At 63.6% G+C, this 18,211-nt stretch carries 16 protein-coding genes; 5 read left to right on the top strand and 11 right to left on the bottom strand.

Going from position 1 to position 18,211, the window contains the following annotated elements:
- Positions 1-36 precede the first annotated feature (36 nt).
- A complete protein-coding gene (locus E0H73_RS42965; protein WP_165556130.1) occupies positions 37-984 on the top strand; it encodes a type IV toxin-antitoxin system AbiEi family antitoxin domain-containing protein in 948 nt (315 codons plus the stop codon).
- Positions 947-1,822 (top strand): nucleotidyl transferase AbiEii/AbiGii toxin family protein, encoded by an 876-nt coding sequence (locus E0H73_RS42960; protein WP_165556128.1) that lies wholly within the window; start codon positions 947-949, stop codon positions 1,820-1,822. The genes E0H73_RS42965 and E0H73_RS42960 overlap by 38 nt, the downstream gene beginning before the upstream one ends.
- A gap of 77 nt (positions 1,823-1,899) precedes the next feature.
- Here the strand turns inward: E0H73_RS42960 and mobF are convergent, their stop codons facing one another.
- From mobF to E0H73_RS42905, 11 genes are all read right to left on the bottom strand, one after another.
- Positions 1,900-5,511, bottom strand: coding sequence for a MobF family relaxase (gene mobF, locus E0H73_RS42955; protein ID WP_131366633.1), 3,612 nt, complete (start codon positions 5,509-5,511; stop codon positions 1,900-1,902).
- Between the two features lie 453 nt (positions 5,512-5,964).
- A complete protein-coding gene (locus tag E0H73_RS42950; protein WP_131366631.1) occupies positions 5,965-6,792 on the bottom strand; it encodes a hypothetical protein in 828 nt (275 codons plus the stop codon).
- Positions 6,793-7,051: 259 nt separating this feature from the next.
- Positions 7,052-7,984 carry a hypothetical protein gene (locus tag E0H73_RS42945; protein ID WP_131366629.1) on the bottom strand — a complete coding sequence of 311 codons (933 nt, stop codon included), beginning with the start codon at positions 7,982-7,984 and terminating at the stop codon, positions 7,052-7,054.
- Positions 7,985-8,196: 212 nt separating this feature from the next.
- Entirely contained in the window at positions 8,197-8,772 is a 576-nt protein-coding gene (locus E0H73_RS42940) for an HD domain-containing protein (RefSeq protein WP_131366627.1), read from the bottom strand.
- Between the two features lie 111 nt (positions 8,773-8,883).
- Complete coding sequence (locus E0H73_RS42935) at positions 8,884-9,627, bottom strand: hypothetical protein (RefSeq protein ID WP_131366625.1); 744 nt, start codon at positions 9,625-9,627, stop codon at positions 8,884-8,886.
- A 13-nt stretch (positions 9,628-9,640) separates the two neighbouring features.
- A complete protein-coding gene (locus tag E0H73_RS42930) occupies positions 9,641-10,888 on the bottom strand; it encodes a glycosyltransferase (protein ID WP_202867883.1) in 1,248 nt (415 codons plus the stop codon).
- Positions 10,888-12,180: a serine--tRNA ligase gene (gene serS / locus E0H73_RS42925; RefSeq protein ID WP_131366623.1), complete on the bottom strand. Its 1,293-nt coding sequence runs from the start codon at positions 12,178-12,180 to the stop codon at positions 10,888-10,890. Before serS ends, E0H73_RS42930 begins: the two co-directional genes overlap by 1 nt.
- A gap of 78 nt (positions 12,181-12,258) precedes the next feature.
- The gene (locus tag E0H73_RS42920) at positions 12,259-12,861 is read right to left on the bottom strand and encodes a histidine phosphatase family protein (protein ID WP_165556126.1); all 603 of its coding nucleotides are present in this window, start codon (positions 12,859-12,861) and stop codon (positions 12,259-12,261) included.
- Positions 12,858-13,676, bottom strand: a complete 819-nt coding sequence (locus E0H73_RS42915; protein WP_202867882.1) for an aminoglycoside phosphotransferase family protein — start codon at positions 13,674-13,676, stop codon at positions 12,858-12,860. Before E0H73_RS42915 ends, E0H73_RS42920 begins: the two co-directional genes overlap by 4 nt.
- Positions 13,677-13,771: 95 nt before the next feature.
- A complete protein-coding gene (locus E0H73_RS42910; protein WP_202867881.1) occupies positions 13,772-14,950 on the bottom strand; it encodes a methionine adenosyltransferase in 1,179 nt (392 codons plus the stop codon).
- Between the two features lie 128 nt (positions 14,951-15,078).
- The gene (locus tag E0H73_RS42905) at positions 15,079-15,957 is read right to left on the bottom strand and encodes an aminoglycoside phosphotransferase family protein (protein ID WP_165556125.1); all 879 of its coding nucleotides are present in this window, start codon (positions 15,955-15,957) and stop codon (positions 15,079-15,081) included.
- 309 nt (positions 15,958-16,266) lie between these two features.
- Here E0H73_RS42905 and E0H73_RS42900 point away from each other — a divergent pair, with 309 nt between their 5' ends.
- Genes E0H73_RS42900 through E0H73_RS42890 form a run of 3 tightly spaced genes read left to right on the top strand, consistent with a single transcriptional unit; the run spans position 16,267 to position 18,156 of the window.
- Positions 16,267-17,169 carry a hypothetical protein gene (locus E0H73_RS42900; protein WP_131366615.1) on the top strand — a complete coding sequence of 301 codons (903 nt, stop codon included), beginning with the start codon at positions 16,267-16,269 and terminating at the stop codon, positions 17,167-17,169.
- Positions 17,166-17,855: a RibD family protein gene (locus tag E0H73_RS42895; RefSeq protein WP_131366613.1), complete on the top strand. Its 690-nt coding sequence runs from the start codon at positions 17,166-17,168 to the stop codon at positions 17,853-17,855. The genes E0H73_RS42900 and E0H73_RS42895 overlap by 4 nt, the downstream gene beginning before the upstream one ends.
- On the top strand, positions 17,848-18,156 hold the full coding sequence (locus E0H73_RS42890; protein WP_131366611.1) for a cytidine/deoxycytidylate deaminase family protein: 309 nt from the start codon (positions 17,848-17,850) through the stop codon (positions 18,154-18,156). Before E0H73_RS42895 ends, E0H73_RS42890 begins: the two co-directional genes overlap by 8 nt.
- Positions 18,157-18,211 lie beyond the last annotated feature (55 nt).

Here is an 18,211-nt window from a genome sequence, read left to right as displayed (position 1 = left end):
GAATAGATGTTACTGTTGAAGCGTGAGGAGGCGAGAATGATGCGTGCGGTCGACATGTTGGAGTCGCTGGAGCTGGTTGGTTCCAGCCAGTGGGGACTGGTGACGACGGCCCAGGCCTACGAGGCAGGTGTGTCCAAGATGCACCTGTCCCGCCTTGCCGACCGCGGAACTGTGCAGCGTGTTCGTCATGGCGTCTACGCCCTCCCTTCCGCTGACACCGGACCATTGCAGGGTCTGCGCGCAGCCTGGCTGTCCACCGGCAGCCAGCCGGCGGGCAACCAGCCGCTGGCCGTGGTGTCTGGTGAGTCCGCGGCAGCCGTGCACGGCCTCGGTGATGTGCTGGCTTCCAAGTACGAGTTCACTACCGCGGTACGTCGGCAGACCACGCAGCCGGACATCCGGTATCGCAAGCGCGACCTACCGGAAGGAGATGTCGCGTGGGTCGATGGGCTGCCGGTGACTTCCGTCGCGCGCACCGTCAACGACCTGGCCACCGGCGGCACCGACTTCGACCACCTCGCGGCAGTGGTCCGCGATGCAGTCGCCACCACCGGCGTCACGTCCGGTTCCCTCGTACAGGCGCTCGAGCCGGCGGTCGAGGGGTTCGGATCTCCGGACGGCAACGCCATGCTCGTGGCGCTCCTGAAGGCGGTTGGCTTCCGACCTGACACCGGGTTGCTGGAGTTGGCGGCCCCTGAGTTGCGGGAGAAGTTCTTCCGAACACTCGCGCCCCAGTTCGAAGACATCGTCAGCCGGGCCGTTAACGAGCGACTTCGCCAATTGGGGCAAGGGATCGACTTCTCCTCGGCGAGTCAACACGTAGTCAATGCAGCGCATCCTGACGGAACACGAGATGCCACAAGCCGGCAGAACAGGAAAATCGACGATGGCGGAGCCGCTGACTCAGCTGGAAGCGAACCGGCTGCGACAGTCCCTGGGGACCAAGTTGGCCAGCGAGGCCAAGAGCCGCGGCGTCGCGGCTGACCCGATCCGCAAGCAATACATCTTCACGATCTTCCTCAGTCGCATCTTTCAGGACTCCGACGCCCCATGGGTGCTACTGGGCGGCAACGCGCTGCTGATCCGGACCGGAGGTGGCCGATTCACCCTGGATGTCGATCTTGCTCGCGAGACACCGTGGACCAGTACCGACGACGCGTTGTCAGAACTGCGGCAGCTGTCCAGCCGTCCGCATCACGGGGACCCGTTCGAGTTCGAGCTGTACTCAATGACCATCCAGCGAGAGGCCGACCCCTACGGATATGGCACCGAAACCGCCAAGGTGAAGGCGCGGGCCCTGCTGGGCGGTCGAGAGTTCGAGTCCTTCAGCATCGACCTCACGACCCGGCGACACCTCGATGCCCCGGTCGACCATGTGCCACTCAAACCGATCATCGACCACGAGACCCTGAAAGACCTGCCCTCGATCCCCACCATCCCTATCGAACACCACCTCGCCGACAAGATCTGTGCACTGTACGAACGGCACGGCCGGGACGGTCACGAAGCATCCACCCGCTACCGCGACCTGGCCGACATCGTCCGGATCGTTGCCGCGATCCCGTTCGACGCCGCCCGGCTCACCACGGTCCTCGGGCGGGAAGCCGCCCGCCGCCAACTGACGCTGCCGAACAAGGTGCATGCGCCGAGCGAGGACTGGGTCGTCGGCTTCCCCCGGTCCGCCGCAGGGTTCGCCGAGTACCCACGTGAATACTGGGACCTGAACGCTGCAGTGACCTTCTGCAGCACCTGCCTGGACGAGATCCTCAACGCCGAGCGAACCACTGGCACCTGGGATCCAGCCCGCCTCTCCTGGCAGTAGGACTGCGGGGGCAAGACCGCACCGGTGTGCTCCTCAGGGGCAAGGTCCTTCTTTGGTGCCGGTCCTGCTCATGACTGTCATCCTGGCTGCGTTGCGGTGATGGATTCTGGCGGCATCGCCGAGGGATCTGTGTGGTTTGTCGGTCGTTCAGAGGCGCTCGACGAGCAGGCACTGAGCATGTTCAGGAGCCGGGAGTGTTGACGGCATCGCACGGCTGCCTTCTCTGGTGGTGCGTCTCCGAGGACCGAAGGCGCATGGATCTGGTAGCGCTCCCTGTAGGCGGCGATCTCGCGGACAAGCTCGGCGAGATCCTGGTCCGGTGGGATGCTGGCGTCTCGATGCTGTTCTCGGTACCAGGCAGGCTGCTCGGCTGAGGCTTTGCCGGCCAGCCAATCGGCGCGTTGTGCAATCTGGGATTCGAGCTCGCGGAGTGGGGCGATCAGGGTCGGGTCGCTGACGTGCGTTGCTGGGATTACTAGGCCGGCGACCGTAGTTGGGTGTTCGCCTCGGCGGCGAAGGGTTCTGGAAACCAGGCGATCGACCCTGGCATGGAGGACAGCTGCGACGTCGTTGGCGTTCGTCAGAGGCGATTGGTTCACGGCGCGGTGGAGAACCTCGGTGACGTTGATGCTGGCGTTCTCGGCGCGGCGGAGCTCGGCGATCAGTGCGCCGTAGGCGGCGGACGCCCGGACTGCCGCTTGATCTGCTGGATCGAGTCCGGAGGCGCCAATGGCCTGCCTGTAGCGCTTCTTGGCGTCGAGTTGGCAGAGGTGTTCGTGGATGGGAACGAGGCGGTCGAGGCGGGTGGCGTTGTCGAGTTCGCGGCGGAGGACTTCGTGGGCGGATTGTTCGACGCCGGGGTCGTTGAGGACGGCTTCGAGGACGTCTTGCATGGTCTGTTCGGAATGCGGCTCGTGGAGATCCGAGGAGCTCTGGTGAGTGGCTACGTACGCCAGGTTGGTGTCGCGGCCGCGGGTCATGCCGACGTACATCAGGGCGCGGGTGAGCTGGTCGGTGACGAGGAGGTGGGCATTGTCGACGGTGGCGCCTTGGGCTCGGTGGGCCGTGGTGGCGTAGGCCAGCTCAACGGATTCCTGGACGTAGACGCTAGGCAGAGTGACGGTGTCGTCAGTGTGGTTTTGGACGGTGAGGGAGCCGTCGGGCCAGCGGTGGATGACCGTCCAGTGGTCGCCGTTCTTGACGTAACCGGCCCTGCCGTAGCGCAGCCGGCGGTTGTTGAGACGGGTGACGATGTGGTCGCCGAGGCCGACGTGGTTGCCGTTGTGGAGTTCGATGCCGTCGGGTTCGACTTCGCCGGTGGTGATGCGGTCGAGCCGAGCGCGGGCGTTCAGTCGCGCGACCGTGGTGTTGTCGGCGGCGATCAGGAGGCTGGCTTTGCCGCTGCTGGTATCGGCGCGCCAGGCCTTGTAGGCGGCGTCTTCCATCTCCTCTGATGAGCCGGCGGTGAGTCGGTCGTGGTTGTCATAGGCATCGATGGCGCTCACCTCGCCGCGGCGTAGCGCGAGGCTGGCGTCGCGTTCCCAGGGGTTGGTGAAGCGCCAGACGTCGGTGAGTTCGGCTGCCTCGGTGTCTTTGGCGATGAGCCGGAACGCGCCGCCAGTGTCGACGGCGGACAGTTGTGCGTCATCACCGACGATCAGGATCTTCGCACCAGCCGCGTCGGCGGCGCGGGCGAGGGTTGCGAGTGCCATGGTGCTGGCCATGGAGGCTTCGTCGACGATGACGAGTTGGTTCTTGTGGAAGGTCCACCGGTCGCGCTGGGCTCTGAGGGCTGCGAGCTGAACGATGAGTCGTTGATGGCGGAGACGGCGTCGTGCGCGGCGGGCGAGCTCGGCGGCGTGTTCGGTGTGCAGGACCTGTTCGCGGCGTTGTTCGGCGCCGAGACCGGCGGATTCGTAGATCCATTTGGCGATGTTCTCGGTGGGGATACCGATGGCGTCGGACAGGATGGTCGAGGCGGCTGACGATGGGGCGAGGGCGACGATTGATCCATCGCCGTGCTTTGATTCCCAACTGGCGGTGAGTGCGGACAATAAGCTGGTCTTGCCTGCGCCCGCGGGCCCGATCAGGGCCTCGAGCTTCTGCCCGCTGCTCGCGATTCGGAGAAGCGCGTCGGCCTTGTCGGCGCTGAGACCGGTGGTGTTGATCGCTGCTGGCGCGATGGTGGGTCCGCTGGTGTCGCGGGCAAGGTCGAGGAGGACCGCTTCGGCGCCGAGGATGACGGGTGAGGTGTAGATCTGGCCGTTGTGGATCGTGAACACGTTCTCGCCGCTCGCGCGGGTGACGGGGATGGTGACCAGGTCTGGTGCGGTGAGGCTGATCGAGTGCTGCTCGGCGCGTTCGACGATCGCTTGCAGCGCGGTGAACCGGTCGCTGGTCGAGACGAAACGGAGCAGTCGGGTTTGGCGTGCGGCCTCGGCGAGGAGGTTCCAGCGTGTCCAGGTGGCGAGTTTGGTTTGCACCGTTAGTACGGTTGCGGCGCCGTACGCGTCGACCGTTTCTGGGCTCAGGTCTGCCGCAGCCATCGGACGCTCGCCGGCCGTGTTGAGGGATCGTCGGATGGCGGCGACGGCGTCGTGCCCGATGGCTTGGTCGGCGCGCTTGCGCCACTGCGCCATGAGCACGGCGAGGGGTTGGGCGAGATGCTTGGACGGCCGGTTCATCAGAGTTGCTTGCTGCCGCAGGGCATACATTTCGCGGCGGTCGGGTGGCCAGATCTCGTCGATGCGCTCGTCCAGGAGTGCGTCGAGGTTGGCCTCGATCTGTGCGGTTCTGGCCGAGAATTCGCGGATCAGGTCGTCGGGAATCGCGTCGATTTCGAACGCCGGATTCCGCCTGGAACCGCGTTCGCGCAGCTCCCAGTTCACGCCGAGACGCCGGGTGAGATGGTCGGCGAGAAGCACGTTGTGGACCTCCGACATCGCCACCGCAGCCCGGTACAGGACGCGCCCATCGAGAGTCCGCCATGTGCCGTCCGGGCCTTGTACGCGGTTCGCGACCACCACGTGAGTGTGCAGTTGCGGGTCGCCACTGCGGCTGTCCCAGTGATCAAACGCCGCCGCGATCACCCCGCGGGTATCCAGTTGCGCGATGCCGCCATCGCCGCTCCTGGTGAACGCCGCGTGTTGCTCTATCAGGCACAACACGTCAGCGATCGCCTCGTGATGGGCGGCGACGATCTGCTCCTGGGTACCAACGTCAGTCGTTGCCCAGAGCGCCGATAGAGACTTGACCGGAGAGAACGTGAGATCGAAACCGGCAACCGCCTGACGCGACTTCTTCCGCATCTCCTGCTGGCGAATCCGCGCCACCGCGTGCGCGCTCTCAGCATGCGGCAGGGCCGGGTCGAGATCGCGGACCCCTTCCTGGATGCGCTCCTGAAGACTCTTGAAAACGCGGTACGGCTCGCCGAGCGTCTGGGCGGTCAGCGGATCCTCCGCACGGCCGAACAGCGCAGCCATCTGGTCCTCGGTCACTTCGCTTCCGGGCACCAACTCACCGTCGCCCAGGCCGCTAAGACCCTGTCCCAACCAACGGCCAGGAGGGTATCCCGACGCCGTGTAGTACGCCGTCAGCGGTGTGACCATCCGCCGATCAACGTCCCCAGCAGCGACATGCCGAAGCAAGTACTGATACCCCTCTCCGGCGTTCAACCGGTGGATACTCATCACAGTTGCCCGCCCGGAATTTCGCGGGTCAGTGGGTTCGCCAGCTCGCTCATGCAAGCTCAACGGCTGAGCGGCGAAGGCACCGATCGGTGCGTCACTTGGCGTCGACCGCCTGGCATGCAAGAGGTGTGCCCGATCTGCGGCTGTCGTTGCGCGTCCTCCGCGCCGCTCGCCCACCGCGCCCCGGCAGAACTTCGTGCCGGCGCCTCACTACCTTGGTAGAGACCTGTTGAATCACCGCTGAATATGGATGCTCCATCAGTTCACTCGGCTCGAGAGAACAGACGACGGCATCAGTGACGAGAAGACGGCAGTCGGCCAGCGCGGCCGTCACTTGTGAAGCGCGCGGGGCTTGGCCCCGATCTCGTTCATTGACCGTGGCGAGAGCTTGCGCGGGACGACGAAGTCGTCCGCCGTGCCGGGAGAGCGCGACGGACGACAACCGCGAATGCATTAGTCGACGGGTGACGAAGAACAGCGGCAGGTGCTCGGGTCGTCTTCGAGGACCTGAGCTGCTACCTGGCGGATCGTGGAGTCGTCGTCGTTGCCAAGGCCGTAGGCGATCGTGATGGCCGCTGCTTGGCATTGAGCGGTGTGCTGTGCCAGGTCATATTCGAGTTCGAGCTCAACCATGTGGGCTGTGGCTTCACCGAGATCGATTTCGAGGTCTTCGGCCACGGCGACAGCGCCGCTCGACACGAGAGCCTCGATTGCTTCGGCGACGCCCGAGGGGCTGGTGATCTCGTAGTGCATGGCCGAGCGAGACTCGCGCAGCCTGACGATCTCCTCGGCGATGTGCTGGAAGCATCCCTGCTTGGTTTCGCCAGCGCAGATGAGCTGTGCACGTTGCGGAGCAGGGGAACAACGAGTCGGTCGACAGTGGCCAATGTAGCAACGACGCTGTCGTGCGGCGCAGACACACGTTACGAGGGCGTCGGCGGCGAGGAGAACGTCCGATGGTTGGCCGCCAATCTCTCGCAGCCAGTCGCCGATCTGAAAGGCTCGATCGAACTCCTCCCACCCGACCACGCCTCGATCGGTCTGCAGGGCGACGTCGCGTGCTGCATCGAGGGCGAGAGTCAGTGCACGCACCGTCGCGGCGGAGTCCGCCTCGTCAGCGCGCAGGATCTGCTCTAGCCGCTGCACGAGATCGTGTGCGTGGGATGCAGCCTCACGGTGAGTGGGATTGGCGTACCGCTGCATCTCGCGGGCTGCGCGGATGTAGTTGAGACCGGTGATCTGCTTGTACGCGCGGATCTCGCGCTGGCGCTTGTCCGCCATGACACATCCTCTGCGACAGAGCGCGCCCATGTCGTTGCTCCGCCGACGGTGTCAAAGGCTGGACGTCGCTACGGCAGATCAACAGAGTCCCACGTGAAGCGTGACTTCTTGTCCTCGTCGCCGCAGTGACATGGGCACTGCGGCTCGGAGCCGGGCAGCGGGGCCACCTGAGCTTAGGATAACCGCGCTCGCGGCATCACGCGATGCCATCCGCGGGGGCGTCGCGTCTACGCCGAGCGGCTCGCGCAAGCCAGACTGGTTAGTGGCTGCGCTCTTCGATTGCGTTGCGCTCCGCCGCGATGGTGTCGGCGAAGCGTGCGCGAAGTTCGGCAACTGAGGTGTGATCGTCGGCGGCGACGATCTGGAGAGCTTGAGCGAGCGTCCAATGGACGAGTGATCCTTCGTAAGCGTGGTAGACACCGATATGGTCAACCGCAATGTCGTCGTCGGATTCGGCGAGCGCGCAGCCCAAGACCTGCCGCAGGGTTCGGGGAAGCGACTCTTCAGGCCGCTGTTCGCACTTGACCTCGATCAGCGTACGGCCGATCAGCAGGTCGCCTACGGCGAAGCGTGATGCGAACGATGGTCTGATCCTCAGCGGTTCGCCAAAGCCGGCCAGCGTCGATTGCGCGCAGGTGGTGTACCGGCGCCAGAGGTTCAGAAGCACGCTGATTGATTCGTCGGGCGGCTCAGGGTGGGGACACAGCGCCCAGAACGCTGCCAAAGCGTCGGTGGAGTTCATCGAGGTCTTCGACAGTTTGAAAGCGACGGTCTCGATATAGGCCATCTGCCAGCAGAGCTTGGCGGCGACGGTCTGCAGGTCGCGATCGTCACCGAGGTCGTTTGCTGGCAGCGAGCCGGCCTTGCGCCATGTGGACAGTTCTTCGCCAAGACCCACGTGGCTGGTCGGCTCGTAGCCCAGAGCCTTGATCGCATCATGCCCCGTCGTCGAGCAGACGGCCGCCGCCAAGTCGGCGTACGGCAGGGCCTGCGCGAGGTCGAGACCAAGTCGGAACTCGATTGCTGCGCCAACTAGGTGTGGCGAACGGGATGCCGGTGCGACTCTCCTCGACGCACACTGTCGCAGTGTCCTCTCCCACGGGCGGATCAGCGCAACCTGGTGCGGGAGGTGCTCATCGAAGAATGCATTGACCAGGCTATTCGGGTCTTCCAGTGCGACGGTCAGAGACATACCCGCCGACTCCCGCCTGGGCACCACTCAACCCTGCCCCGAGGATGCGTCACCCCCAAAGTGTTGCAGGGCAACCGCGTTGGCGCGTGAACTCACGGAGGTCGTCTGACTAGGCCTTGAGACCCGCAGATCCGGTGAGCCGACGACATAGGCGCTCCAACCGTTGTCGGACTCGCTGTCAGATGGCGGTCACCCGACCATGAACGGGAACGTTAGCGGTCTCGCCAGGCGAGTGGTGAGGTATGAAGAGCTGCTTCGGCGAGGCGTCGACCGAAGTCGGTTTGGATTCGGGTGCGGGACGACTCGGTCCAGCCTGCAACTCGCTTGTAGCCGGCTTCGCCGTACTCGACGGCCTGCATGAGGCATTCGAGGCGATCGGCGTCCTTCGCGCAGCGAGCCTCGATCGTCTCGGCGGCCTCGTACTCGGTGACGGCTTCCCTGATGCTCTTTGCGGCCGCCTTCGGAAGGACGGCGACCTGGTCCTCGGTGATGCGTTCGTTGCTCGCGACATCCATGTACGGCTTGGCGCTGTGCGGGATGTCGCCGATGCGGGTCTCCTGGGAGTCGTGCCACATCCCGAGGTACGCCGCCCGCCCCGGATCGCCGCCCTCCTCGCTGGCGATCAGCGCCGCGAGTTGCGCAACGCGCAGGCTGTGCTCTGCGACCGACTCGGGATCGCGGACGCCGACATGCCACCATCCGGCCCGACGAAGCCGCTTGAGGACGCTCCGCTCGTACGCAAAGGCGACGACTCCTACTGCATCTCGGTCGGTGGTGTCATCCGTCACGATTGCTGTCTTCCTCTTCGGTAGTTGGCCCACTGCACTGCAAACGATGTGAATCCCAAATGTCTGCCAGGTCCCTGGCCTGCTGGGTGAGGACGTCCTACGCGCCAACTTTCACGATATCCTCCGAAGGCGCAATAGATCTCGCTCAATCTCAATTGCTGCGGCGATGCCTGGCCAGTCAAGTTGGAGTGGATGAATCGCGTTCCAGTAACGATGTGAGAAACGAACCAGTGCGTCCACGCCGAGAATTGCTGATTCAGGCGCGATGCTGGCGATCATCCGCCGAGTCGTTCCGCCCGCGCCTCTCGGACCGGGCCGAATCCCGCCTCCCAGCAAAAGGGTCGCTGTCCGGATCGCATCAAGGGTCGCTGACGACGCCTCATTTGCGAACTTCCCGTACACGACGTCCTGCCAAGCGGACCGGGATCTAAGCCAGGCCAGCCTCTCCAAGCCACTGCCGAGATCGACCGCCATCCTTTCAGGACGATCGGCGTTCCACAGAAGATTCACGTCGCCGAACGGCACGTCCGTGTGCCGGAATCTCAGCGTCACTCCCTGCACCTGACGACGTTGCCACGTCTCCAGGGAACCGTAGACGACGACCTGGCGGGCGTTCAGGCCAAGCCGCGAGAGCACGGACAACCAGACGTCGATCACATCGGTGAACTCGTCGCAGTCGTTAACCGGTTGAATGTGGGAGACGTTGACGAACGAGCTGAGGAAGCCGTCGCACAGGTCGCCGCGGCCATGACGCTTACCTGTCAGACGGACAACTGGTTGTGGGAGGAAGCCGCTGCTGTAGACCCAGTCCTCGCGGTCTTTGAGGAGCGGGTCGAGGGCCTGGACGGCGGACATCGTGAGGTCAGTCTCACGTCCCCATCGAAGCGGTAAGCAGGAGCCCCGCGCCACACCATGATCTGCGAAGCCGGACTCTAGCGCGTCGAGCGTCCCGGTCAACGACAGAGATTGGCGCGGCGGCAGATAATGCGTCGAGTGATTGCGGTGAAGAGCAGTGAGATGGCCATCTCGAACGGCGACGTTCCACCGATTGCCGAGAGTCCGCCGAAGCGAGGCAGATATCTGGCCGCTCAACTCCACCTTCGTCACGGGCGTGCAGCCATGGCCTTGAAGTGGCGATCGGGCGCGAAGCGATGGCGGCCGACACGGTCGTGTGATCGAGGCTCGCGGCCTGTGCTATCGCGTCGGCGAGTCGATGGGCAGCCGTCTCGTCGTCAACGATTGGGTCGGTCACCGCCACTACACCGGTCTGCTCGCACGTCGCGGCCTCAGCACACGTGCCACCTCGCCAAGTCAGCGCGGCTACAGGTGTGCCCGCTCGCAAGGCCTCCCCGAATACTGCGGCGCCTGCTTCGACATAGCTCCGCGCGTAGGTGTACACAAACGCATCTGCTGACTGGAGTGCTGCGACCTTGGCCGGTCCACCAAGCTCGCCGAGAAACTCGACGTGGTCAGCATCGAACAAGCTCCTGTGGGTCCGGACGTACTCCTCGTCGAAGATCGGTCCGACGATCCTGATCCGCCGGCCAAGGATCTGAGCCGCCCTGATGGCCAGATGTGGCGCCTTGTCACTGTCGACTCGCCCGAGCCAGACCAGGTCCCGGCCAGTCGCAGCCGGAGGCTCGTCCTCGTCGATACCAAGGTGTACAGCGAGTTCGGCAATCGGCTCGTGGTCCGCGTAGCGTTCGACCATCTCGGGCGAGTAGCAATAGAGGCGCGACTGTTTCCCGTCGAAGGCGTTCGGCGAATGCTGGAAGGTCGGTGAGTGCTGAAACGCGGCGACATCACAGTCCAGCCGGTCCCGCATGCGCGACCACGCAGGGTGCGAGGGGTACTCGTGTCCGACGACAAGGAGGTCGTAGGCCGCCCTGCGTAGCTCCCGCTCCGCCAGCGACCCTGCCGAGATCTCCTCCAGCCGGACTGGTTTGCGGAGCCAATCCTCGCCGAGATCGGGGATCCAACCCGGTCCAAGTAGGTGGACGTCGGCGCCGGCGGCTCGGGCTCCGACCGCTACCGCCCAAAGCCAACGCTCGATGCCGCCGTAGGCAGCAGGCGGAAACGGATAGTCGCTGGGAAAATCGCAGACGCCGACGAGCACTATTCCTCCGGTGATCCATCCGCCAGGATTCGGCGGAAGCCGAGATAAGGGACAAGGGATTCAGGTAGCCGAATCGAGCCGTCCGCCTGCTGGTGCTGCTCGAGCAGCGCAGCCAGGGTTCGGCCGACGGGCAGCGCTGAGCCGTTGAGTGTGGCGGCCAGTTTCGGCTTACCGTCGGAGCCGCGGGTCCGGATGTCCGCTCGCCGAGCCTGGAAGGTTCCGAAGTTGGAGACCGAGGAGATCTCGCGGTAGGTATTTTGGCTCGGGAACCAAACCTCGATGTCATACGTGAGCTGCGCCGAGAATCCCGTATCGCCTGCAGCGAGCATCACAACCCGGTACGCGAGATCGAGTTCTTTCAAGCACGCTTCTGCGTGGCCGAGCATCTTCTCTAGTTCGACGTCGACCCGCTCTGGATCGACGATCCGGACGAGCTCGACCTTCATGAACTGATGCTGGCGAATGAGACCGCGCGTATCCCTGCCATACGACCCCGCTTCGGATCGGAAGCATGGGGTGTGCGCCGTCATCGCCATCGGTAGATCAGCAGCCGGAATAATCTCGTCTGCGTACAGGTTCGTCAACGGAACCTCGGCGGTCGGAATCAGGAACAAGTCGCGGTCTGCCACACCGGTCTTGAACAGGTCGGCCTCGAACTTCGGCAGCTGACCCGTGCCCGTCATTGTCTTCCGGTTGACGAGATAGGGGACCGAGTACTCGCTGTAACCGTGACGGCGTGTGTGAAGATCGAGGAAGAACGTCGTCAACGCACGCTCCAGAGCAGCCCCCGCGCCACGCGTCACAGCGAAACGCGGTCCGGACAGCTTGGTTGCCCGGCCGAAGTCGAGGATTCCGGTCGATTCACCCAGATCCACGTGATCCTTCGGCTCGAAGTCAAAGGCAGGCTGGGCACCTACACGTCGAATCTCGGTTGCGAACTCATCCGAGTCGCCCTCTGGCGCCCGGTCATCGGGCAGGTTCGGAATGCTCAGGAGCAGGTTGGTCAACTCCGACTGCGCCTTGTCGCGTTCGGCCTCAAGCTCACGTATCTGGTCTTTGAGCTTGCGCGCCGTCTCCTTCAGCGTCGCGATGTCCTCGCCACGGCGAGATGCCTGTTGGACATCGCTCGCAACACGCTTCGATTCTGCTCGCAGCTCATCGATGGAGTGGATGCTCCGGCTGCGCCGAGACTGCAGATCCTCCAGCGTGGACAGATCCAGGTTGTAGCCACGACGGGCCAGCCGACGTACAGCTTCGGCACCCATCTCGATGAGACCACGGGCATCATGCATAGCGCGAGTCCTTCATTTCCAGCGGTGGACATGTGTCGTTGAAGGTAGCAGCAGGCGTGCGGATGGCAGAGGTCGATGTCACCCGCCGATCTCTGCCGCCACTGTTAGCCGGCTGATCAGACTTGCTAACAGGTCAACCAGCTCCTCGTCGGGCACTTCCAGAGGCTTGAGATACGGGGCCTCCGGCATGAAAAGTGGCATGGATTCGTGTGACTCGCTTAGCCCCCAGACCAAGACCGAAACAAGGAGGCCGTGCGCGATGACCACACGATCGCCGGGGTAGTGGGTGATCGTTCTGAGCGCCTCAAGCATTCGCAGGATTGCTTCGCGCTGCGATTCCGCCGAGCCTTTTGGTCGTTTATCGGCACCGTGACGTGCAAGCCAATCGCCATAGGCGAGGAACGGCGCTCCCTCGAAGGTCCCGTAGTCCAGCTCATTCAATCCACGCTCGACGCGCACCGAGGTCACTGACGACCCTATAAGTAGCTGCGCAGTCTGTTGCGCTCGCGGAAACTCACTTGTCACCCAGGTCCCGACGTTCCTGGCGTCGATGGACGAGCGGACCCGAATACAAGCCTGCTCTCCAGCGCGGTTGAGGTAGACCGGGCATGTTGGGTCGCCATTGACCATGTGCTGCACGCTGGGGTCTGTCTGGCCATGACGAAGTATGAAATTGATCATGGCCTGTTCGCCTCGCATCTCACCGCGAAGGCGGCCGCTGTCTTGCCGAATTGAACCGCTCGCGGATCGGAGATTTCAAGGTAATAGAGGAGACCGTCCAGGAATAAGAGGGAACACCAGCGATGAATATCCCGCTCTGACAGTCCGGAGACCTGCACAGCAAGCTCTAATCGCTGTTCGATTCCGCTACCAGCCTCGTAATAGACCACCCAGAAGGCCCAGTCGAAGGCGGCCGGTCCTAGCATCGGCAATGGATCGACAAACACCGGGCTCCGCCTGTCGGCGAACAGGACGTTCTCGCGGTACAGGTCGCCGTGGAGTACCGTTTCCCGGCCCGGGACGCGCAGGATGTCGTCCAGTGCGCGGAGTCCAGCATGGGCAACGGGCATCCATTGGGCAAGCTGCACGGTATGGAGTCGTCGTCGGATCCGCGGTGTGAGCTCATGCCGGATGTAGTCAGAGAGCCTAGGAATGCCGACGGGCGGGTTGCACGCGTCGATCGCATGCAGGTCATCGAGTGCTTGTGCTACCAGAGCTTGCTCCACCGCTGGGCGGTCCGCACCACCCGGACGTCCACCAACCATCTCCAGTGCGGCGACCGCGAGGTCGTCAGCAGCTTCCACCACCTTGGTGGCAAGATCGCCGCGCCAATGCCGCAACGCCGCGACCTCGTGCCGGTATCTCGCGGGATCGGTCCACGCTTTGAGAAAGATTGCTCGTCCCCAGGAGTCGGTTGCTGTCACGCCGACGGATGCATGGCCAGCGTCATGGTAGCCAAGGAGCGACAGACCCCATCGGTCGGCCGCGTCCTCCATCAGCGCAGGAATCCGCGCGAGCCAGGCGCCAGCTGCCTCACCGTAGTGGGTAGCCAGCCGACGTCGGCAGTCGTGTGATATCTCGCCTAGAGCCATCAGCTCAACTCGATCCCACTCTGAACCAGCTCGTCCGTCAGAGCAGGGAACTCCGAAAGCGCATCGGTCACCACCGCTTGCACCTTGTCAACATCGGCGTTGTCGAGCGACAGTCGGACGAGAACACGCCACGGCTGGTCGAGACGCTGTCCGGTCAGGCTGACGAAGTGGACCTCCGCATGGTCGCCAGTCTCCTCGAAGAGACGCTGGGCGAGCCGCTGAGCTGCGATATTGTAGAGCTTGCCCACGTGGTACACGGGATTCTTGCCGTTCGCACCCTCGAGGTTCATTGGTCGCAGGGGTGTGATCAGCCCGTTGACGCGGTTGCCTCGACCAACGACCCCCTCGTCGCCAGATTCGATCGAGCTGCCTGTATGAGTCAGGTAGAGCTCATCTCTCTCAGGTACATCCCGGGCGTTGAGCCGGAATCGCAAGTCTGCTTCTGACATACGCGCAGTTGCCAGTCTGTAGCACTCTTCACGCACGACCTCGAGGTTGCGAAGGTAGGCCGTTCGGCTGTGGACGTATCGAGACTTTTGAGGCACGCAGAGGACGACATCGGCGAGCTCGCCATCCCAGTAGCCCATGAGCTTGACATCCGAACCGCACCACGGGTGAGCGAGGGTGAACTGGCTTCGACCGGAGAAGTGGTTGACGAGTTCACGCACGAAGGACTCGAACACGTTCTCAGGCGCCCAGCCTGTGCCGAGCGACGTGTCGTTCGACAACCGAACGTGGCGCTCACGTAGATCGCCGATCGACCGCGGACTGAACCACCGCACCCGGTCTGGAACGCCCTTGTCGGTGACGACTGCGCCAGGACTGGAATTGCTGGTGATGTTGAAGACGATGTCGAGATGATTGGCGACCTCCGGGAGGCGGTCTGCGAAGAATGCGCGGACCTCAGCTTCGACGAGCTCCTTGACCGGAATCGTCTCACCGCCGCACATCCAGGCCGCCCGGCCATTGACCAACACTCGAATGGGCGCCGTCATGCGCCCACCGCCGTACCGCACCTCACAAGCGCCACCCAACAGCGCCAGCTTGTCGAAGTTGTGATGCAGAATCGCACCGAAGCGGTCGAGCGTGTAGCGGCTGTAGGCACGAGAGAGTCGCTCTGCCAGGTGGTCCGCGAGTGTGTCGGGATGCCCCAGTCCCTTGCGCTCGACGATAGTCAATGCGTCTGGCCGGGCTACGCCGGTATCGATGACAACATGGCCGGGTCCGACTGTCGTACTTGTTCGTCGCATGACGAAGTCCAATCTCGAGGTCGAATCGCTGATTTGCTGAGGTGGAACGATCTGGGTCAGCGAGGGACGCCGGCTGCTTGCAGGTCGGCGACGGTCTGAGCCGAGCGCCGGCATGCTGCGAATGTGTTTCCTTCGTGCGCAAGTTCACAGAGCACCCCGCTCGACAACATGCTCATATCGTGAGGACGGCGTCTATCGAGCCAGCGAACCAGGCGCCAGGCCAGCACCGCCCCTGGGGCGCCAAGTTCCGCGAGCAGGTGAATGACTGGCTCCTCGATGGAAGTCCCGTCGTACAAAAGATCGCGGATGACATGGAAAACGACATCTGCGAAGTCACAGGCTGCAGGACCTCGGCCGCACGCCTCCCAGTCGACGACGTAGGTCTCGTGCTCGGCTAGGAGGAAGTGCTCGGCCTTGAGGTCGCCATGCAGGTAGACGGCTGGCTCACTGTCGACGACGCGCAATTCGCCGATCAGCTCGGTCCACCAGTCATAGCGCCGGCAGCGGGGCGACAGTTGATCCAGCAGGTATTGCCTGTGGTCTGGAGGGTCACTGAGGCTCGGCTCCCATCCGGCACCGGGCGCCAACTGATTGGAAGCTGCTGCGAGTCGCGCCGCCAGGGCACGAACATCGCAGAGATAGGCTCGGACATCTACGTCCGTACGAGTAATCCGAGCGTCTCCCGGAACGACCCTGAAGATGCTCCAGTACTCGTCGAGGCGTCGTCCGGCCGCTAGCACCTCTGGCACAGCGATGCCCCAGCGACCCACCCGTGTCAGAGCATCGACTTCACGACGCTGTCGCTCTCTCGGCTCGATACCGCGGTAGACCTTCAACATGCTCCTGCGATCGGTAGACGATCGTGTGATGGACAGCGGTTTGAGAATCTGATCGCCGTCGTACATGGTCGATCCGAACGTGCACTGCTTCGTCACAGGCGCTCCTTCGGCTCGGGTGGAACAGCGGGCGGACGCAGACACAGGGATCAATACGTCCGCCCACTGGCTCGGTGGGTTCGTCGCTTTGCGGTCGGTTGGGCGCTTACACGAATTGCCGCACTGACGGGGAGTGCGGGGGACGAGACCTGCAAGCTCATGTCCCATGTTGGCGGCCCACACAGTCTCCGGAAATTGATTCAGTCCGTGGATTCGTTCCACTCCATGGGTGCACACCGCTACGCTGAGTGGTGAAACGCACGTCTTGGGAGGGTTGTGAGTCGTCGACGGGTGTTCGATCCTGGCACCGTGCCGCGCTCGTTCTGGCGGAAGAGCGAGGTACAGGTTGCATTGGCACGGCGCGATGTCGCCGAGTTGTTTCGTAGGTACCTGACGGACTTCAGCGACTGCACGCAAACCCAACTGGCGCTCCTGACCGAGCACGATCGCTCAGATGTGTCCAACTGGATACGAGGAACGCGGCATGGCCAGGTATCGGACATCAACGTACTCACACGCATCGCAGAGGGCCTGCAGGTGCCCGATGACGCACGAATGCTCATGGGCCTGGCGCCGGCCGACACCCTGGTCTCCTCGATTCGTGACGAGCGGGAGCTCACCAAAGGCACGGCGTCAGTCGCGGAATCGAACCGTACGCGAGTCGATGGTTCGGACGCGGCCAGTACACGAATTGCCATCTGTGGAAGCCGATCAACCGGTACGGAGTCCCGCGTCATTGACGCGGCCGTGCGATCGATGGCTCGCCTGGTGATGGTGCGACGTCTCCTGGTCAACCATGGTCCGATCGGTGTGGGCATCGAGGTGATCACCCACATCGCCGACCACTACCAACCGCCGGGTCTGCGCGGAGCCGTGGCGATCTTCGGAAGGCGAAATGTAGTCTTCGACGCCGAATACGTCGTGATCATCGGCGGCGGAAGCGGCACTCAAGCGGAAGCAGACATCGCTGCGTCGATGGGCAAAAGGATCCTCCCGCTCGGAGCCAGTGGCGGCTCGGCCGAGGCGATCTACCATCAGGCGCTTCACGCACCCGCGCTGTCAGACTGGATGCCGATGAGCACTCGGGAGAGGCTGCACAAGTGCTCGACACTCCACACGGATGCCGGTCAGACGGCGATCCAGCGGATGACAGATGATTTCGTGTACATGATCGATGATCTTGTCGGCACCGATGAAGGAGACCATTCGTGACCGAGCGCCCCTACGTACTGCTGTCCGTGGCTGCCTCAGTCGACGGCTATATCGACGACAACACCGGTGAGCGCCTTCTGCTGTCGAATGACGAGGACTTCGATCGAGTCGACGAGGTCAGGGCCGGTGTCGACGCCATTCTCGTGGGTGCCAACACGATCCGCCGCGACAACCCTCGGCTGCTCGTGCGCTCCGATGAGCGCCGTAAGCGCCGCTTGGACGCAGGGCAGACGGAATCGCCTGTCAAGGTGACGATCAGTGCAAGTGGAGACGTCGACCCGGCGTCGAAGTTCTTCTCGACCGGCGACGTCGACAAGATCGTCTACGTTCCGACAGCTGCGGTCGACAAAGCCACCGCCGCGGTCGGTGGAGTGAGCAACGTCGTCGATGCCGGCCAAGAGGTGAACCTCGGCGTCCTTCTCGACGATCTCGCCCGACGTGGCGTGAAGCGTCTGATGATCGAGGGCGGGGGCACCATCCACACCCAATTCCTGGCGGCCGATCTCGCCGATGAGATCCACCTCGTGGTCGCCCCCTTCTTCGTCGGTGACAGCAAGGCTCCACGCTTCGTGAGCGACGCTGCGTTCCCTCAGAACCCTGCCAACCGGATGCAGCTCGCTGACGTGAGGCAAATCGGTGACGTAGTACTCCTTCGATACCTTCCCAGAGGTTCCACCGATGCATGAGACGGACGACCACTACTGGCTCAAGCAAGCGATCGACTTGTCTCGCTCGTGCCCGCCATCGGCCACGGCCTTCTCTGTCGGCGCGATCATCATCAGCGGTGACGGAGACGCCCTGGCCACCGGCTACTCGCGGGAGACCCATCCCCACGACCACGCAGAAGAGATCGCCCTGACAAAGATCCCGCCGAACGATCTCCGTCTCCGCGACGCCACCATTTACACCAGTCTCGAACCGTGCAGCAAACGAGCTTCCCGCCCTAGTGCCGCGCGTCTGAGGTCTTCTGACGGTTGGCCTTCTTAAGGATCTGGTCTGCGGTCTTGGTCCAGGCGAAGGGGTGGGATCGGTCGTTCCAGCC

Source organism: Kribbella pittospori, from assembly GCF_004331465.1.
Lineage (GTDB): Bacteria > Actinomycetota > Actinomycetes > Propionibacteriales > Kribbellaceae > Kribbella > Kribbella pittospori.
The sequence above is the reverse complement of the archived record's forward strand: the minus strand, read 5'-3'. Positions and strand labels throughout refer to the sequence as shown.

Bases quoted from the DNA above. Each gene is read 5' to 3' on its own strand.
- E0H73_RS42920 (WP_165556126.1), bottom strand. From the start codon at position 12,861: ATGATCAATTTCATACTTCGTCATGGCCAGACAGACCCCAGCGTGCAG.
- E0H73_RS42890 (WP_131366611.1), top strand. From the start codon at position 17,848: ATGCATGAGACGGACGACCACTACTGGCTCAAGCAAGCGATCGACTTG.
- mobF (WP_131366633.1), bottom strand. From the start codon at position 5,511: ATGAGTATCCACCGGTTGAACGCCGGAGAGGGGTATCAGTACTTGCTT.
- E0H73_RS42965 (WP_165556130.1), top strand. From the start codon at position 37: ATGATGCGTGCGGTCGACATGTTGGAGTCGCTGGAGCTGGTTGGTTCC.
- E0H73_RS42950 (WP_131366631.1), bottom strand. From the start codon at position 6,792: ATGGCGGACAAGCGCCAGCGCGAGATCCGCGCGTACAAGCAGATCACC.
- E0H73_RS42945 (WP_131366629.1), bottom strand. From the start codon at position 7,984: ATGTCTCTGACCGTCGCACTGGAAGACCCGAATAGCCTGGTCAATGCA.
- serS (WP_131366623.1), bottom strand. From the start codon at position 12,180: ATGCATGATGCCCGTGGTCTCATCGAGATGGGTGCCGAAGCTGTACGT.
- E0H73_RS42935 (WP_131366625.1), bottom strand. From the start codon at position 9,627: ATGTCCGCCGTCCAGGCCCTCGACCCGCTCCTCAAAGACCGCGAGGAC.
- E0H73_RS42915 (WP_202867882.1), bottom strand. From the start codon at position 13,676: ATGGAGGACGCGGCCGACCGATGGGGTCTGTCGCTCCTTGGCTACCAT.